This is a genomic window from Clostridium fermenticellae (assembly GCF_003600355.1).
GTDB classification, from domain to species: Bacteria; Bacillota; Clostridia; order Clostridiales; family Clostridiaceae; genus Clostridium_AV; species Clostridium_AV fermenticellae.
Genome location: NZ_CP032416.1, coordinates 2177794 through 2195305, shown reverse-complemented (window position 1 = coordinate 2195305; position 17512 = coordinate 2177794). Strand labels below are relative to the sequence as shown.

Here is a 17512-nt window from a genome sequence, read left to right as displayed (position 1 = left end):
CTATTATAAGGAGAGATGAATATGGAGAATTCAATGTTTTGTTATCAATGTGAACAGACAGCTGGTGGTAAGGGATGTACAAAAATTGGTGTTTGTGGGAAAACACCTGAAATTGCAAATCTACAGGATTTACTTATATATCAACTAAAGGGAATATCGTGCTATGCTAAACCACTTATTGAAAATGGGAAAACTATCGATAAAGAGATAGTGAAATTTGTGGAAAATAGTTTATTTACGACACTGACAAATGTAAATTTTGATGCTGAGGTTCATATGAAATTATTAAAAGAATCTCAGAAAATAAAAGAAGTTATAAGAAAACAGGCACCTAAAGGGGATTATGCAGATGCAGCTACATATAATTTAAGTGACAGCAAAGAAGCTATGTTAAAGGATTCAGTAAAGGCCGGTATTATGTATGATCAGAGTATTGATGCTGACATTCGCTCGCTGAGATCAACTATATTGTATGGATTAAAAGGTATAAGTGCTTATGGTCATCAGGCAAGATTTCTTGGTTATGATAATGAGCAGGTAGACAATATTTATTTTTTAGGACTTGAGTCTACTACAAATGATAATTTGACTCTTGAAGATATGATTCGTATGACTATGAGAGTAGGAGATATGGCTGTGCAGGTAATGCAGACTTTGGATAAAGCCAATACTGATACTTATGAAAATCCCTCACCTCACAAGGTAAATGTAAATATAAAAAAAGGCCCATTTATTATAGTGTCTGGACATGATTTAAAGGATTTGGAAATGCTTTTAAAGCAGACAGAGGATAAAGGAATTAATATCTATACTCACGGAGAAATGCTTCCATCACACGGATATCCAGGATTAAAAAAGTATAAGCATTTGGTTGGAAATTTTGGATCTGCATGGCAGAATCAACAAAAAGAGTTTGATGGAATACCTGGATGCATTTTAATGACAACAAATTGTATGATGAGACCGAGAGAAACATATAAAGATAGAATATTTTCAACTAATGTCGTTGGCTGGGATGGAGTAAAACATATTGATGTCTTAGAGGATGGAATTAAGGATTTTAGTGAGATAATAAATAAAGCACTGGAATTGGGAGGTTTTAAAGAGGATCAGGAGGAGAAAGAAATACTGGTAGGTTTTGGACATGATGCAGCATTGTCGCATGCCGGGGATATAGTAAATGCAGTTAAGGAAGGAAAGATAAGACATTTTTTCTTGATAGGAGGCTGTGATGGGGCAAGACCTGGGAGAAACTACTATTCAGAATTTGCCAAGTTAGTTCCGGAAGATTGTATAATTCTCACTCTAGCTTGTGGTAAATATAGATTTAATAAGATGAATTTTGGTACAGTCGCAGGATTACCACGACTATTGGATGTTGGTCAATGCAATGATGCTTATTCAGCGGTCAGAATTGCCACAGCTTTAGCAGATGCCTTTAATACAGATGTTAATTCTCTGCCTCTTACAATTATACTGTCCTGGTATGAACAGAAGGCTGTAGCTGATTTGCTGGCACTTTTGTCACTTGGAATAAAGGGAATATATCTGGGACCGACATTACCAGCATTTATATCTCCGAATGTACTTCAGTATTTGGTTGAAACTTTTGATATAAAACCCATAAGTACAGCACAGGATGATTTAAATAGTGCATTAAATCAAACGAAATAATTCCTTAAAGCGCACTTATTTATATGGATAAATTAGCAGAATATGATACTCTGCTAATTTATCCATACTTTATACTTCCAAGATATTGTGAATTCTTATAAGAACATTAAAAATGGTAGAATAGTAATATATGTTACATACTTTTATCTCTAATAGCATTATATTACTATTAGAGAATTTAATAGTCAGGAAACAATATATTAAGTTTTTAAAGTAAATAGATAATAAATTTTGGTGGGGTGAGTGATATGAATATTAAGGATCTTAAAAGACAGCATGTAGAAATTACTAAATCATCAAATTATATATTGGACAATGTTGATAAAGCCACTGTGGAAAAAAATGTCCATGAAATCGTAAAAAGTATAAATACTGTTTCTGGCAAGCTTAAGATACATTTATTGAGTGAGGACAAGTATCTTTATCCGCATCTTTTGGAAAGTGAAAATCCAAAATTGAATTTATTTGGCAAAAATTATTATGAGGAGATGAATAAGTTCAGTCCTATATATGAAAAGTATAAATCAAACTATAATACTGCTAGTAAGATTAAAGATAATTTGCAAAAGTTTAATGTAGATACAGAGCAGGTATTTAAGTTGTTAATGGACAGGATTAATAGAGAAGAAAAAGAGTTGTATCCTCTTCTCGATTAAAATGATGTAGGATGAACCTGTTTGCTAAATTATAACAATGTGCTGCATGGGTAGAATTTATAATTATATGATAATATTGCTATTCTGACATATCCTTTAATGTTTCTATATCTATAATGTGAATTGATGATTTGTGAAAATCAATAAGTCCTTCGTCCCTCATGCTGCACATTTCTCTTGAAAGTGAAGGTCTAGACACATTAAAAAAATTAGCAAGTTCATTTCTATTGAGTGATAGTTTAAATGTATCTTTCTTATGAATTTTATATTCATCTGTAAGAAAAGTACTTATTTTGGAGCGTATGCTCTTTATATTAAGATACTCAATATGTTTATTAAGTTTTAAAGCTTTATCCGATATAATCATAAGCATATTACTTATTAATTGACTGTGCCATTGACAAGTTTTAGAGCAAGGTGATATTATTTTGTCACCTGGTAGAAAAAGTATTGAACAGTTATCGTGTGCTTCAACTGTAGCTGGGAGCAATGCTTTCTTTGAAAATACAGCCATCTCTCCAAATATACCACCTGGACTTAGTGCTGTCATTAGCATCCTGTCTCCAGAGAGATTTTCCTTTACAATAGATACATTTCCATATATTACAATACCGATACTCTTAAAGTTGTCACCTTTCATAGCAATAAATTCGTTTTTTTTAAAATTACTTATTTTAGGTTTGATACAATCAAGCATTATATTTATATTAGGTTTTGCGATATTATTAAATATAGCACATTTTGATAATATATCAGTATATTGTTCAAACATGTATGAATCACCTCTGCTTATACATAATCTTATAATTACAATATAACATATTATCTAAAATAAAATAAACTAAATTATAGTGATATAATAGAATTAGCCTATATTTGATAATAATTTAGACTGATTCTATTTTTATATTTAGGAGAAATTATTTATGTCTAATGTTGTAAAAAGGTTTGTTAGATATGTAAAATATGATACAAGATCGGATGAAAGTTCAAAAACTATTCCAACTACAAAAGGACAGATTGAACTGGCCTCAGAAATCTGCCGTGAATTAAAGGATATTGGAATGGAGGATGTTTGTATGGATCAGAACGGATACATAATGGCTACATTGCCGGCAAATATAACTAAAGATGTTCCAGTTGTGGGTTTTATTGCTCATATAGATACACATCCTCAAGTTTCTGGTGCCAATGTGAATCCGAAATTTGTAGAGGCATATAATGGTGAAGATATATTGTTAAATGAATCAGAAAATATAATACTTTCACCAAAAAAATTTTCAGAGCTGAAGAATTACATAGGGCAGACATTAATCACAACCGATGGGACTACTTTGCTTGGTGCGGATGATAAAGCTGGTATAGCAGAAATTATTACTGCAATGGAATACTTAATAAAAAATCCCAGGATTAAACATGGACCAATAAGAGTTGCATTTACTACGGATGAAGAAATAGGAAAAATCGGAGAATATTTTGATGTAGAAAAATTTAATGCTGATTTGGCTTATACAGTAGATGGGGAATCGATTGGGGATTTGAAGTATGAAAACTTTAATGCAGCTAGTGCTAAAATAATAATAAAAGGAAGGAATGCTCAAACTGGTGAGGCAAAAGGTAAAATGGTAAACTCGCTTAGGATTGCATCGGAGATTATGAGTATGTTCCCGGAAAATGAAACTCCAGAGAGTACAGAAGGACTTGATGGATTTTATCATCCTGCGTCGATAAATGGAAAGGTAGAAAGGACAGAAATTAGTTATTTGATAAGGGATTTTGACAACTATAATTTTGAAAAGAGAAAAAATTTTATTTGTGATCTGGTAAAGCGTGTAAATGGAAAATATGGCAGGGGTACAGCAAAACTTTATATAACTGAACAATACAGAAATATGAAGGAAAAAATAGAACCTGAAAAATATATTGTTGATATTGCTGTTGAAGCTATAAAGGAAGTTAATTTATTTCCGGATGTAACGCCGTTAAGAGGAGGAACAGATGGAGCTAAACTCTCATATATGGGACTGCCAACACCAAATATATTTACAGGAGCACATAATATTCATAGCAAATATGAGTATATTTCGACCTATTGTATGGAAAAGTCTGTGGAAGTAATATTGAAGATAATTGATTTATTTGCAGAAATATAAGGTATTTTAGGAGAATAATAAAATGTTAGATTATAGTTATAAAAATAAATTTATGATTCCTAAAAGGAAGAACAAAGTTGTTGGCATAAAAAAAGTTTTGAATAAGTTGGATAATGCTTTGAATAAAAAATTTACGATTATATCCGCTAAAGCCGGAAGTGGAAAAACTACAGTTGTTATGTCATGGATATACTCAAGAAATTTAGAGGATAATATTATATGGATATCGTTAAATGAGAGAGATAATAATCAGGACATTTTTTGGAAAACAGTTACTTTAGCTGTTCAAGGTCAATCTGATTCGTTAGCAAATTTGAAATTAGAAAATATTTTGTCATTAGATAAAAACATGATATTTGTGTTTGATAATTTGCAAGTTATAAAGGATGAGAATGTACTTGATCAAATAAAAAAATTTGTTTACAGTGTACCTAATAATGTTCATATAATAGCTGTGAGTAGGGAAAGATTAAATATAAATGTGTCTAAATTAAGATTGGATGGAGAAGTTACAGAAATATTTGGAGAAGAACTTGTATTTTCCCTAGAAGATACAAAAAAGTTTTTAGAAAGTAACTTAGAATTTACTGTGACAAAACAATGTGCACAAATATTAAATAATGCCTCGAATGGATGGGCTGCTGGAATTAAGATTGCTGCATTATCTGTAAATACAGAAAATGAACTAGTAGAGTTATGTAAAGATTTTGATGGCAGTAATAGATATATTCAGGATTATTTTTCTGAGGAAGTTTTTGATTATCAATCAGAAGAAATTAAGGAATTTCTTTTAAAAACATGTGTTTTAGATGAATTAGATGAATATTTGTGTAATTATATTACGACAAAACAAGATAGTCAAAAGCTTTTAGAAAAAATGTATGATGAGAATTTATTTACAAATAAATTAGATTATAGTGGAAAGATATTTAGGTATGATAAGCTTTTTAAAGAATTTTTAATAAGTAAAATCGATAATGAGGATAAAGAAAAGATAAATGAACTTGGAAGTAAGGTAGCTTACTGGTACGAAAAAAATGGTTTTATAGATAAAGCAGTTAATCAGTATATTAATGTGAAAAATTACACTCAGGCAATAAGTTTAGTGGAAGGTGAATGTTTAAAAAAGGTCTTTACCAATGAATATTTTTATGTACTGAACTGGCTTAAAAGAATTCCGCAGGATGTTATTGTAGGGAATCCTAGGTTCTGCATGGTATATATGTATATAAACCTTTATGATGATACTAATTACAGTAAGTATAAAGATCTTGTTAATAAATCCATTAAAAATAGAGATGAAAAGTATAAAAATGAATGTATAGCTATATTAAATATAATAATTGGAGATAAAAATTTTATCAGTTCGAATTATGAAAAAAGTATAGAATACTATAAGGAAAGCCTCAAGAACTTAGAACATGATGAATTTTGGAATACAGTATTAAATTTAAAATTAGGCTTAACATATTTTTATTTAAATGATTTTGAATCAGAAAAAAAATTCTTTGAAAACTCCATTAATTTAAGTAGAGAACACAATGAGGCTACTTTAAAATTAACTGTTAACAGAGTAATTATTTTTACAGACCTTATCATGGGAAGGTTAAACGAATGTGAGAATATATGCAATTTATCTTTGAATGATGCAATTGCAAACGGTATGGAAGGCAGTCAATTAATATCGATTTTCTATATGGTATTAGCATTTGTTTATTATGAGAAAAATTGTTTAGAGAAGGCAGAACAATATGTATTGAGAGGCCTGGAAATTGCAGAAGAGTGGGATGTATATCCGATGTTTATTGGGTATTATATATATTCAGGGATAAGTTTAAAAGATAATAAGAATAAGTCAAACAAAATATTAAAAAAACTGAATGAGTTTTTTGTAATGGATGATTATAGTAGTTTATTGGATAAGTATTATTTTCTTAAATTGAGGGATTATTTTAAGGCACTCAAAGTTAAGAGGCTAATTGAATGTGGGAAAGCTAAATGGGTGGAAGATTATATTGTCAATAGAGATTTTAAGATTAAAGTAGAATTTATTGTTTTTTCTGATGCTTTAATGTATAAAGGAAAACTAGATGATTCTCTTATGGTATTAAACGTAATTCTGGCATCTATGACAGAAAGAGATAGTAAATACTTAAGTATAATGGCATATATCTTTAGAGCTGAGATATTTTCAAAAAAGAATCAATATGAGAATGCTACAAAAGATTTTAGAATGGCATTGATTCTTGGTTATAATGATTCATTTGTGAGATTTTTCTTTCTTCATGATCAAAAATCAATTAAAGTATTGATTAAAACAATACAGTCAATGATGTTTAATAAAGATTATTATGGTATGGAAAAGTATTTAAACACAATATTAAATCTTTATTCTACGGATGAGGATTGTAAGATACTAAGTAAAAGGGAGAAAGAGGTTTTGCTTCTTATAGAAAAAGGAGCAAAAAATTCTGAAATAGCCAAGAATTTATTTATTACGGAAAGTACTGCTAAAAGTCATATATTAAATATATTTACTAAACTTGGTGTAAAAAATAGGATTCGGGCAGTATCAAAGGCAAGGGATATGGGTATTATATAAAACGTAATAAAAATACTGTATTAAAATTTTAATACAGTATTTTTTATATGTAGTAGTACTAAAGTATTAAAAGAAATTTTAATAAATTCATACTCAAAAATAGTACTTTAAGATGATTAAAAGTATTCTCTTAAAATGATAATATAAAACATATAAATAATTGATTAGTAGAAATTTTCAGAAAAATCATAGAGGAGGTTCAAAAATGTCCAAGGTTCAAGATAAGTTTATTAAATATGTAAAATTTGATACAAGATCAAATGAGGAATCAAATACGATTCCTACAACAAAAGGTCAATTTGTTTTGGGAAAAGAGCTGGTAGAAGAATTAAAAAATATGGGAATGGACGAAGCTTTCATGGATGAAAATGGTTATGTCATGGCATCGTTATCATCAAATACTGATAAAAAGGTTCCTTCTGTTGGATTTATTTCACATATGGATACTAGTCCAGAAATTTCAGGCACAAATGTAAATCCACAGTTTGTTGAAAATTATGATGGCAAGGACATAGTTTTAAATGCCGAAAAAAGAGTAGTACTTTCACCCAGGGATTTCCCTGAATTGAAAAATTATATAGGAAAAACGCTTATAACTGCAGACGGAACTACACTTTTGGGTGCTGATGATAAAGCTGGAATAGCAGAGATTATGACTGCATTAGAAACTTTAATAGAGCATCCAGAAATTAAACATGGAGATGTCAAGGCAGCCTTTACACCTGATGAAGAAATTGGCAGAGGGTCAGATTATTTTGATGTTAAAAGATTTGGTGCCGATTTAGCCTATACACTAGATGGTGGCGTAATAGGAGAATTGCAATATGAGAATTTCAATGCAGCATCTGCAAAAGTAACAATTAAAGGAAGAAGTGTTCATCCTGGAAGTGCAAAGGGAGTAATGATAAATTCAGTGCTTATTGCAGGAGAATTTATGAGCATGCTGCCAGAAAATGAAACACCTGCAACCACTGAGGGGTATGAAGGATTCTATCATTTAGTTACAATAAATGGTGGTGTAGAAGAGACAAATCTTGATTATATAATAAGAGATTTTGATAAAGATAAATTCAATGATAGAAAGAATTTTATCGTTGAGGTTTCAAATAAATTAAACAAAAAATATGGCGATGATACAGTTTTAATTGAAGTTAAAGATCAATACAAAAATATGAAGGAACAGGTTGAACCTAAGAAATATATAGTAGATACAGCCTATCATGCAATGGAATTGGTTGGCGTAGTTCCTAAAACTGAGCCTATAAGAGGTGGAACAGATGGAGCAAGCCTATCCTTTAAAGGACTTCCTACACCTAATATATTTACTGGCGGACATAATTTTCATGGAAAATTTGAATATATACCAGTTTGTTCCATGGAGAAAGCAGTAGAAGTAGTATTAAAAATAGTTGAGTTATATGAAAAAATATAATATAAAGTAAGGAGGAATAACATGGGAGCAAGTGAACAAAAAAAGATGACGCTCGTAGCACTTATATTAATGATTTTTACATCGGTATTTGGTTTTAACAATATACCTAGAGCATTCTATTTAATGGGGTATGGAGCAATACCCTGGTATATTTTATCTGCAGCAGCATTTTTTATTCCATATGCATTTATGATGTCTGAGTATGGAGCTGCCTTTAAAGATGAAAAAGGTGGAATATATTCATGGATGGAAAATTCTGTTGGACCTAAATATGCTTTTATAGGTACCTTTATGTGGTATGCTTCATATGTAATTTGGATGGTTAATATATCATCAACAATATGGGTGCCATTATCAAATGCAATATTTGGAAGTGACAGAACATCCACATGGGCATTTCTAGGATTAAATTCTACACAGGTACTGGGTATACTTGGCATATGTTGGATTTTAATAGTAACTATAGTAGGATCAAAAGGATTACAAAAAATAACTAAAATAACATCTGTAGGAGGAACAGCTGTAGCCTTACTTAATGTTGTTCTGCTTATTGGAGCAATAGTTGTTTTAATAGCCAATGGAGGACATTTGGCACAACCTGTAGTTTCAGCAGCAACTTTTGTACAATCACCTAATCCAAATTATCAAAGTTCTATAAGTATATTGTCATTTCTAGTATATGCTTTATTTGCATATGGTGGAATAGAAGCTGTTGGAGGATTGGTAGATCAAACTGAAAATGCAGAGGTTACTTTTCCGAAGGGAGTTACAATAGCTGCTATAATAATCACCGTAGGATATTGTGTAGGTATATTCTTATGTGGTATATTTACCAATTGGAATGATGTATTGTCAGCAAAAAATGTTAACTTAGCCAATATTGGATATATAACCATGCAGAATCTTGGATATCAGATTGGACAAGGATTTGGATTAAGTGAGGCAACTTCACTTACAATAGGAGCATGGGTATCAAGGTACACAGGCTTGTCTATGTTTTTAGCATTGACAGGAGCATTCTTTACTTTGAGTTATTCACCATTAAAACAATTGATAGAAGGTACTCCGAAGAAATTATGGCCGGGAAAAATGGCTGAACTTAAAGATGGCATGCCTAAAAATGCTATGTGGGTTCAATGTGCATTTGTAGTAGGATTTATAGCTTTAGTATCTTTCGGAGGAGATGCAGCAGCCAAATTCTTTGCTATACTCGTAAATATGACAAACGTTGCGATGACACTTCCATACATGTTTTTATCAATATCATTTATATATTTTAAAAAGAAGACTAGTATAAATAAACCATTTGAGGTTTATAAAAATCATTCTTGGGTTGTCATTGTAACTGCAATAGTTACATTTATAATAGGTTTTGCTAATTTCTTCACCATAATAGAGCCAGCAGTTCGTGGTGATTTAAAGGATACAATTTGGATGATTGTAGGACCTGTACTATTTAGTATAATTGCATTATTAATATATAGTTCGTATGAGAAAAGAACAAAAGGTGAAGTTTAGTAATTTAAATTAATAATAGAGGTATTCCAGTTTAAAGGAATACCTCTTGTTTATTAGGAGAGAAATATTAAAATTAAGTTTAGTGTTTCTTACAAGCGGAACAGCCAGAGCAGCCGCAGCAACTGCCACCATTTTTATGAGATTTATAAGTTTTGTATCCAGAAAATCCAATCAAACCAAATATAACTACACAAACTATAAAAGTTGACATTGTTTATATTACCTCCCTTTGATTTATGGGTTCATCAATCTCGACTGCGTTCTCTTTAGGTTTTCTAAACAACATGTACAATAGACCTGCAAGCAATATTATGGCAACAACGGTCCCTATGCCAAAACTTCCACCCGAGAAAACGGAACCAAACTGATATACTATGAGTGATACTATATATGCAAATATTGTTTGATATCCTACAGAGAATGCCAACCATTTTTTTGAACCAAGTTCTGTACGAGCTGCTCCTATTGCTGCAAAGCAAGGAGCACAGAGTAAATTAAATATTAAGAATGTATATGCTGAAAGAGGTGTGAAGGCTGCATGGAGCTGACTCCATATTTCTGCACCATTTTCGGAAACACTTGCTGCTCCATAGAGTATACCGAAGGTTCCAACTACATTTTCTTTTGCGATTAATCCAGTTACAGTTGCAACTGCATCTTTCCAGTGTCCCCAGCCAAGAGGTGCAAATATAGGTGCAATTACATTTCCAATGTCTGCAAGCATTGATTTTTCTAGATCTACCATACTAAGATTCCAGGTGAAAGAGCTTAGGAACCAAACTAGAGTAGTTGCAAGCAAAATAACAGTTCCTGCTTTTTTGATAAATGCCTTTGAACGTTCCCAAACATGGAGTAAAACACCTTTTGTGCCAGGAATGTGATAGGCAGGAAGCTCCATTACAAATGGAGCAGGGTCTCCAGAAAATAATTTAGTCTTTTTAAGAATAATACCTGATATAATAATTGCAGCTATTCCAATGAAGTAAGCTGAAGGTGCAACCCATATTGATCCAGGGAATAAAGCACCGGCAATCAAAGCTATAATAGGGAGTTTAGCACTACATGGTATAAATGTTGTAACAATAACTGTCATTTTTCTATCATGATCGTTTTCTATTGTACGTGTTGCCATGATTCCAGGAACACCGCATCCAGTCCCTATAAGTATTGGAATAAATGATTTCCCGGATAATCCAAACTTTCTAAAAATTCTATCCATGATAAAAGCTATACGTGCCATGTATCCGCAGTCCTCTAAGATTCCAAGACATAAGAATAATACCATCATCTGAGGAAGGAAACCAATTACAGCACCTATACCAGCTATGAGACCATCTATTATAAAAGAATTTAACCAGTCAGCAGTACCTATTGTATTTAAGAACCACTGTACATTGTTAGGTACAAAGTCGCCAAACAAATTATCATTTATCCAATCTGTACCTGCAGTTCCAATAGTTGAAATTGATAAGTAATACACTAGAAACATTATTAAAGCGAAAATTGGCAATCCAAGCCACTTATTAGTAATAATTCTATCTATTTTATCGGATGCTGAAAGTCCTGATGTATTTTTTTTACGTACAGATTTTTTTATAAGTCCTGATATATAATTATAACGTTCATTTGTGATCAAACTTTCACTATCATCATCGAATTTCTTTTCACATACAGAAATTATACTATCAATCTGATCTTTATCGCTTTGTAAAAGAGATATCTGGTCTTCTATTTTTTCATCACGCTCAAATAATTTTATGGAAAACCATCTAGCATTTATTTCATCTGTTTTACCATGAATTACAGTTTGAATTTTTGCTAGTGCATTTTCAATATCCTCTGAAAAAATATTCTTATGTGAGGCTAAAGTCTTTTCCTTTGCTAACTTTATTGCACCATCAACTACATCTTTTGAACCAATGCCCTTTAATGCCGAAGTTTCAACAATCTCGCATCCGAGTTCTTCTTCAAGCTTTTTAGTGTTTATAGTATCGCCATTTTTTCTAATTACATCTATCATGTTTAAAGCTATTACTACGGGAACACCTATTTCAGTAAGCTGTGTAGTAAGATACAAGTTCCTTTCAATATTTGTAGCATCGATGATATCAATGATTACATCTGGTTTTTGATTAATTAAATAGTTTCTTGAAACAACTTCTTCTAATGTGTATGGTGAAAGAGAATAAATACCGGGTAAATCCTGAATTATAATATCTTTATTCCATTTGAGTTTACCCTCTTTTTTTTCTACAGTGACACCAGGCCAATTCCCGACATATTGGGAGCTGCCTGTCAGGCCATTAAACATAGTCGTCTTACCGCAATTTGGATTACCGGCAAGAGCAATTTTAATTGACATTTATATTCCTCCTATTGGCATTAAGCCTTAAATCTTAAAATAAATTAGTTTAAATGAAGTTAGCTGACTTCAATCATTAATGCATCTTCTTTACGCAGGCTGAGTTCATAACCTCTTACTGTAATTTCAACAGGATCTCCAAGAGGGGCTACCTTTCTTACGTATACATCAGTACCTTTAGTGATACCCATATCCATAAATCTTCTTTTTATGGCACCATGGCCATGAAGTTTAATTACAGTAACTGTATCACCGCATTTGACATTTTTAAGTGTTTTCATATAAATCTATCTCCTTTCTTAGGTGGAATGTTATACCATAATTCTATTTGCCATTGATTTGCTTAAAGCAATACGGGCATCTTTTACATTAACAATTAGATTTCCCGCAAGTTCGGCGACTACAGTAACAGTTTCACCTGTAACAAAACCGAGATGTTCAAGATGGCATTTTGCACTGTCGTTTCCTACAATATTTTTTATGTTATTTGGTTCTCCAATTCTGAGCATTGTAAGTGGCATAATAAATTCCTCCTTTTAAAATTTACATATATTTTTAATTGTAAGTATTACTACATAAGGACATATAAAATGTAGTGTTATAAATTATGTAGATAATTTAAATAATATTGAAAATCATTCTCAATGGTATTTTATAATAATGCCTATTTAAAGAAAATAATATATAACGTTGATAATGATTTTCAATATCATTATAGCATATAAGAAAAACAATGTAAATAAAATCCGTGGAAAAGTTTGTGTCAGTTTAGATTTGATCTATATTGCTCTTTTAGATTAAAATATTATATAATGTTAAATATTAGTTCTAATAGTAAGGTGATATAAAATGATAAAAATGGTAAGAAGACTGTTATCTGTTGAAAAACACAAACCACGTTTTATGGCAGTTGATTTTATTAAATACATAGGCCCGGGTTTGATAGTTACAGTTGGATTTATTGATCCAGGTAATTGGGCATCTAATCTTGAAGCTGGTTCAACTTATGGATATGCACTTTTATTTACAATAACATTATCCACAATAATGCTTATTATTTTGCAGCATAATGCTGCGCATTTAGGTATAGTGACTGGATATTGTCTTTCTGAGGCAGCAACTGTCTATATTAAACCGTATCTTAGTAAAATTGTATTGATAACTGCAATGATGGCAGCTATATCAACAGCAATGGCGGAAATACTTGGTGCGGCAATAGCACTGAATATGCTATTTAAAATACCAATAAAATTTGGAAGCTTGATAATTCTTATAATGATTATGTGGATGCTTTTTACCAATTCCTATAAAAAACTTGAAAAGTGGATAATCGGATTTGTTTCTATTATAGGAATATCTTTTATAATTGAACTTGCACTTGTCAATGTTGATTGGGGAATGGCTATTAAAAATTGGGTTATGCCAAGTTTTCCAAAAGGTTCTATGCCTATAATTATGAGTGTAATTGGTGCAGTTGTGATGCCACATAACCTATTTCTTCATTCTGAAATAATACAAAGCAGGCAGTGGAATCTTAAAGATGAACATATAATTGAAAAACAGCTTAAATATGAATTTACAGATACATTACTTTCTATGGGAATCGGCTTTTTAATAAATAGTTCCATGATTCTAATTGCGGCAAATACTTTTTTTAATAATAACATAGATGTAACTGATCTAAGCCAAGCGGGTCAAATGCTTCGGCCCTTGCTTGGTGAAGGCGCTGCAGTGATATTTGCAGTTGCACTGTTGTTTTCTGGTATATCATCTACGATAACTGCAGGTATGGCTTCTGGAAGTATATTTGCAGGTATATATAATGAACCATATGATATAAATGATTCACATACTAAGATAGGAGTTGGATTATCACTTATTTTTGCGTTTCTGATTATATTTTTTATATCAGATCCATTTAAAGGTTTAATTTATTCACAAATGTTTTTAAGTATGCAGCTTCCTATTACAGTATTTCTTCAAATATATTTAACTTCATCTAAAAGGGTTATGGGTAAATATTCAAATGGTACATTTTCTAAATTTATATTAGTAGGTATTGCAATTATTATAACTATGCTAAACATATTTTTATTGTTAAGTGTGTAGCAAATATCATGAAAATTATATAGGATTTATAAATGAGAGCTTAACTTATGCGTAAGCTTGGAATTACAAACCCTATATTATGAAGTATTGCCTCAGAGATTATGACGTTTGTCGTTTCTCTGGGGTTTTTATGCGCATAAGTTAAGTTTACTTGTAAATCCTATAAGAGTTTCTAGTTTATAATTTAAATTATATTCCAGTAAATTAACTTTTGGTTCAATAACCATAAGTTGAATATAAACTTTGAATTTACAAATACTTAATACTGTAGAAAAGGAAATTGATTAGAGTATCGGATAAATTTATAATTTTTGGTATTGACAAATTAATTAGATACGTATAATATAATTATTGAGAATGAAACTCATTATCAATATTTGGAGGTGTTTGTTTTGAAAAAAGTAAATATAATTTATTGGTCAGGAACAGGAAACACTGAGGCTATGGCTTCATTAATATCAGAAGGTGCAAAAGAAGATGGTGCTGAAGTTAAATTGTTAAATGTTTCAGAAGCATCAAATAATGATATTACAGAGGCAGATATTGTGATATTAGGTTCTCCAGCTATGGGAGATGAAGTAGTAGAGGAATCAGAAATGCAGCCATTTATTGACTCTGCAGCAGAAACTTTCAAAGGAAAAAAGGTTGCATTATTTGGATCATATGGTTGGGGATCAGGAAAATGGATGGAAGATTGGACTGAAAAAATGCATGATGATTATGGTGCAGAGGTATTGAATGACGGATTAATTGTAAATGGTGCTCCAGAGGGTGATTCTGAAGAAGAGTGCAAAGAATTTGGAAAGAAGTTATTAGGATAGTTTAATATCTTAAAGAGATATATATGAGAGATAATATATTAGATTTTATTAAAACTGAAGAGGATAAAAGATATATGGTTAACCTTATTACTTACGCTATATCTCCTACAATATCAGGTTATAAGCCATCAACTATAATTACTATCTCTAATAAATATAAATCTATGTATGATTTATGGAGCAAATATGGTGAAAAATATTTAAGAGAAATAAATTTAAGTGTTTATGAAATTAAATCAGAATCTGATTTAAAGATATTGATGTTTTACAATAGCAAATTATTATCCCGAACTGTATTTGATACGAACAATATGAAATTTCTACAAAGATTTGGATACTCTAATTCAATGTCATTGAATGAATGTTTAGGTTTACTTAAATTAAGATACCTTAAATGCATCTGTCCTCATGAAATAGGTATATTTTTAGGCATTCCTGTTAAAGATGTAGTGGATTTTATAAATTATAATGGAAATGGATGCATTTGCTGTGGATACTGGAAGGTTTACCATGACAGAAAAGTAGCTTTAGAAACTTTTGAAAAATATGATAGTTCTAAGAGTGCAACATTAAAGCTCCTTGAAAAAGAAACTGATTTGAAAATAATTGTGAAGAAGTTGTGCTTGCAAGCAGTGAGTATCTGAATATTAAAAAAATATAATTTAGATACTAGTCGTACAAATTGACAAACTAGTATCTAAATTAATATTAAATAAAAGGTTTGATATGATGAATAATATAAATGACATTAAAAGTATTAAAAATAAATTAAATAGTAAAGGATATAAACTTACCGCTCCGAGGTATAAAATTATTTCTATTATTTACAATTCTAAAAAGCACATGAATATTGATGAGATATATGGAAAATTAAAATGTTATAAAGTAGGACTATGCACTGTTTATAGAAATCTAAAATTATTTGAGGAAGTTGGTATACTGAGAAGAATAAATATAAATAATATAAATTATTATGAACTTGAAAAAACAGATGATAATAGAGTGCATGTTCATATTGAGTGTAAACTCTGTAATGAACTAATTGATGTGAACGAAGAAGAAGTTTTAGATAATCTAAAAAAATTAGTATCCTTGATAAATAAAAAATATAATATTCAGATTGAAAGCAGTAGTCTTATTTTATCTTCTGTATGTGGAGAATGCAATAAAAGATGATTTTTATACAAGATTTAATATGAATATTGGAAATGGGGGGATAAAAATATGAGTATTTTATTGGTTGGTGGAGATAGGCTTGGTAATATAGTGAAAAGGTTAAAAGAAAATGGATTTGATGATATAGAACATATAAGTGGCAGAAAAACTAAGGCAAGGAAAATAAAAATACCGGATAAAACTGATTTAGTGCTCGTTTTAGTGGATTTTGTTGAGCATGAATTAACTGAAATGATAAAAAGGCAATCAAGAAAGTGTGGAGTTAGAATTGCATTTTCAAAACGTTCATGGGCACATATGGAAGGCAGTATACAGGAAAATGTCAGGGAGATAATGAATGCTAAGAGAAATTGTGTTTAAATTTAATGAAAAATATATTTACCATGATATAATTGAGAGTTTGGTGACTGCACTTGAAGCAAAGGACTACTATACAAGTGGCCATTCGAAAAGAGTTGCCTTTATGACGTATGAGTTAGCTAAAAGATTGGAAATCAGGGGTAGAAAACTTAATGAAATTCATGTTGCAGCACATGTTCATGATATTGGTAAAATAGGGGTACCAGATGTTATATTGAATAAAAAGAGAAGACTTCTACCTCATGAATGGGAATATGTTAAAATGCATTCTATAATAGGATATAATATTTTGAGTAAATCAAGTAAGCTTAATACTATAAGTAAAATAGTATTGCATCATCATGAAAGCTGGGATGGAAATGGATATCCTGATGGTCTATATGGGACAAATATACCACTTGGATCAAGAATAATAGCAGTCTGTGATTCTATTGATGCTATGATGTCTGATAGACCATATAGAAAAGCTATGAAGTTTGATGATTGTATGAAGGAGATTATTTCTAGCAAATGTATAATGTTTGATCCTGTAATAGTTAGCTTTGTTGAGGGAAACCTCGAATTTATAAATAAGCTGGTAATTAGCAGAATGAATGAAACATCACGTGAATAGCAAAAAGCCAATGCTAAGGTTTACATTGGCTTTGAA

Annotated in this window: 17 protein-coding genes; 12 read left to right on the top strand and 5 right to left on the bottom strand. The window is 30.8% G+C overall.

Annotated features, from left to right (window positions below; genetic code table 11):
- The first annotated feature begins 21 nt into the window (after positions 1–21).
- Together hcp and D4Z93_RS10220 are read left to right on the top strand one after the other, a co-directional pair.
- Positions 22–1674 (top strand): hydroxylamine reductase, encoded by a 1653-nt coding sequence (gene hcp, locus D4Z93_RS10225; protein ID WP_119973263.1) that lies wholly within the window; start codon positions 22–24, stop codon positions 1672–1674.
- 248 nt (positions 1675–1922) lie between these two features.
- On the top strand, positions 1923–2330 hold the full coding sequence (locus tag D4Z93_RS10220; protein ID WP_119973261.1) for a hemerythrin domain-containing protein: 408 nt from the start codon (positions 1923–1925) through the stop codon (positions 2328–2330).
- A gap of 79 nt (positions 2331–2409) precedes the next feature.
- On the opposite strand, the gene D4Z93_RS10215 is transcribed toward D4Z93_RS10220, so the two are convergent.
- Positions 2410–3102 (bottom strand): Crp/Fnr family transcriptional regulator, encoded by a 693-nt coding sequence (locus tag D4Z93_RS10215; protein WP_119973259.1) that lies wholly within the window; start codon positions 3100–3102, stop codon positions 2410–2412.
- A gap of 154 nt (positions 3103–3256) precedes the next feature.
- Between D4Z93_RS10215 and pepT (D4Z93_RS10210) the strand changes: the two genes are divergently transcribed.
- The 4 genes from pepT (D4Z93_RS10210) (at position 3257) to yjeM (ending at position 10035) form a co-directional block, all read left to right on the top strand.
- Positions 3257–4483: a peptidase T gene (pepT, locus tag D4Z93_RS10210; RefSeq protein WP_119973257.1), complete on the top strand. Its 1227-nt coding sequence runs from the start codon at positions 3257–3259 to the stop codon at positions 4481–4483.
- Positions 4484–4505: 22 nt separating this feature from the next.
- Positions 4506–7085 (top strand): winged helix-turn-helix domain-containing protein, encoded by a 2580-nt coding sequence (locus D4Z93_RS10205; protein ID WP_119973255.1) that lies wholly within the window; start codon positions 4506–4508, stop codon positions 7083–7085.
- Positions 7086–7290: 205 nt separating this feature from the next.
- Complete coding sequence (gene pepT / locus D4Z93_RS10200) at positions 7291–8517, top strand: peptidase T (RefSeq protein WP_119973254.1); 1227 nt, start codon at positions 7291–7293, stop codon at positions 8515–8517.
- Between the two features lie 21 nt (positions 8518–8538).
- Positions 8539–10035 carry a glutamate/gamma-aminobutyrate family transporter YjeM gene (yjeM, locus tag D4Z93_RS10195; protein WP_119973252.1) on the top strand — a complete coding sequence of 499 codons (1497 nt, stop codon included), beginning with the start codon at positions 8539–8541 and terminating at the stop codon, positions 10033–10035.
- A 79-nt stretch (positions 10036–10114) separates the two neighbouring features.
- Here the strand turns inward: yjeM and D4Z93_RS10190 are convergent, their stop codons facing one another.
- Genes D4Z93_RS10190 through D4Z93_RS10175 form a run of 4 tightly spaced genes read right to left on the bottom strand, consistent with a single transcriptional unit; the run spans position 10115 to position 12918 of the window.
- A complete protein-coding gene (locus tag D4Z93_RS10190; protein WP_119973250.1) occupies positions 10115–10246 on the bottom strand; it encodes a FeoB-associated Cys-rich membrane protein in 132 nt (43 codons plus the stop codon).
- 3 nt (positions 10247–10249) lie between these two features.
- Positions 10250–12397: a ferrous iron transport protein B gene (feoB, locus tag D4Z93_RS10185; RefSeq protein ID WP_119973248.1), complete on the bottom strand. Its 2148-nt coding sequence runs from the start codon at positions 12395–12397 to the stop codon at positions 10250–10252.
- A gap of 59 nt (positions 12398–12456) precedes the next feature.
- A complete protein-coding gene (locus tag D4Z93_RS10180; RefSeq protein ID WP_119973246.1) occupies positions 12457–12678 on the bottom strand; it encodes a FeoA family protein in 222 nt (73 codons plus the stop codon).
- 30 nt (positions 12679–12708) lie between these two features.
- The gene (locus D4Z93_RS10175; RefSeq protein ID WP_119973244.1) at positions 12709–12918 is read right to left on the bottom strand and encodes a FeoA family protein; all 210 of its coding nucleotides are present in this window, start codon (positions 12916–12918) and stop codon (positions 12709–12711) included.
- A 337-nt stretch (positions 12919–13255) separates the two neighbouring features.
- Between D4Z93_RS10175 and D4Z93_RS10170 the strand changes: the two genes are divergently transcribed.
- The 6 genes from D4Z93_RS10170 (at position 13256) to D4Z93_RS10145 (ending at position 17476) form a co-directional block, all read left to right on the top strand.
- On the top strand, positions 13256–14506 hold the full coding sequence (locus D4Z93_RS10170; protein ID WP_162920324.1) for an Nramp family divalent metal transporter: 1251 nt from the start codon (positions 13256–13258) through the stop codon (positions 14504–14506).
- Positions 14507–14898: 392 nt separating this feature from the next.
- Entirely contained in the window at positions 14899–15327 is a 429-nt protein-coding gene (locus tag D4Z93_RS10165; protein WP_119973241.1) for a flavodoxin, read from the top strand.
- Between the two features lie 23 nt (positions 15328–15350).
- On the top strand, positions 15351–15971 hold the full coding sequence (locus D4Z93_RS10160; protein ID WP_119973239.1) for a DUF3793 family protein: 621 nt from the start codon (positions 15351–15353) through the stop codon (positions 15969–15971).
- Positions 15972–16053: 82 nt separating this feature from the next.
- A complete protein-coding gene (locus tag D4Z93_RS10155) occupies positions 16054–16503 on the top strand; it encodes a Fur family transcriptional regulator (RefSeq protein WP_119973237.1) in 450 nt (149 codons plus the stop codon).
- Between the two features lie 48 nt (positions 16504–16551).
- Entirely contained in the window at positions 16552–16863 is a 312-nt protein-coding gene (locus D4Z93_RS10150) for a DUF2325 domain-containing protein (protein ID WP_119973236.1), read from the top strand.
- On the top strand, positions 16841–17476 hold the full coding sequence (locus tag D4Z93_RS10145; RefSeq protein ID WP_199798391.1) for an HD-GYP domain-containing protein: 636 nt from the start codon (positions 16841–16843) through the stop codon (positions 17474–17476). The genes D4Z93_RS10150 and D4Z93_RS10145 overlap by 23 nt, the downstream gene beginning before the upstream one ends.
- Positions 17477–17512 lie beyond the last annotated feature (36 nt).

What these genes read in the sequence shown, in the direction of transcription:
- D4Z93_RS10175 (WP_119973244.1), bottom strand. Translation starts at nt 12,918, where the DNA reads ATGCCACTTACAATGCTCAGAATTGGAGAACCAAATAACATAAAAAAT.
- feoB (WP_119973248.1), bottom strand. Translation starts at nt 12,397, where the DNA reads ATGTCAATTAAAATTGCTCTTGCCGGTAATCCAAATTGCGGTAAGACG.
- D4Z93_RS10180 (WP_119973246.1), bottom strand. Translation starts at nt 12,678, where the DNA reads ATGAAAACACTTAAAAATGTCAAATGCGGTGATACAGTTACTGTAATT.
- D4Z93_RS10215 (WP_119973259.1), bottom strand. Translation starts at nt 3,102, where the DNA reads ATGTTTGAACAATATACTGATATATTATCAAAATGTGCTATATTTAAT.
- D4Z93_RS10205 (WP_119973255.1), top strand. Translation starts at nt 4,506, where the DNA reads ATGTTAGATTATAGTTATAAAAATAAATTTATGATTCCTAAAAGGAAG.
- D4Z93_RS10145 (WP_199798391.1), top strand. Translation starts at nt 16,841, where the DNA reads ATGCTAAGAGAAATTGTGTTTAAATTTAATGAAAAATATATTTACCAT.
- D4Z93_RS10160 (WP_119973239.1), top strand. Translation starts at nt 15,351, where the DNA reads ATGAGAGATAATATATTAGATTTTATTAAAACTGAAGAGGATAAAAGA.
- hcp (WP_119973263.1), top strand. Translation starts at nt 22, where the DNA reads ATGGAGAATTCAATGTTTTGTTATCAATGTGAACAGACAGCTGGTGGT.
- D4Z93_RS10190 (WP_119973250.1), bottom strand. Translation starts at nt 10,246, where the DNA reads ATGTCAACTTTTATAGTTTGTGTAGTTATATTTGGTTTGATTGGATTT.
- pepT (WP_119973254.1), top strand. Translation starts at nt 7,291, where the DNA reads ATGTCCAAGGTTCAAGATAAGTTTATTAAATATGTAAAATTTGATACA.
- D4Z93_RS10220 (WP_119973261.1), top strand. Translation starts at nt 1,923, where the DNA reads ATGAATATTAAGGATCTTAAAAGACAGCATGTAGAAATTACTAAATCA.
- D4Z93_RS10150 (WP_119973236.1), top strand. Translation starts at nt 16,552, where the DNA reads ATGAGTATTTTATTGGTTGGTGGAGATAGGCTTGGTAATATAGTGAAA.
- D4Z93_RS10170 (WP_162920324.1), top strand. Translation starts at nt 13,256, where the DNA reads ATGGTAAGAAGACTGTTATCTGTTGAAAAACACAAACCACGTTTTATG.
- D4Z93_RS10155 (WP_119973237.1), top strand. Translation starts at nt 16,054, where the DNA reads ATGATGAATAATATAAATGACATTAAAAGTATTAAAAATAAATTAAAT.
- pepT (WP_119973257.1), top strand. Translation starts at nt 3,257, where the DNA reads ATGTCTAATGTTGTAAAAAGGTTTGTTAGATATGTAAAATATGATACA.
- yjeM (WP_119973252.1), top strand. Translation starts at nt 8,539, where the DNA reads ATGGGAGCAAGTGAACAAAAAAAGATGACGCTCGTAGCACTTATATTA.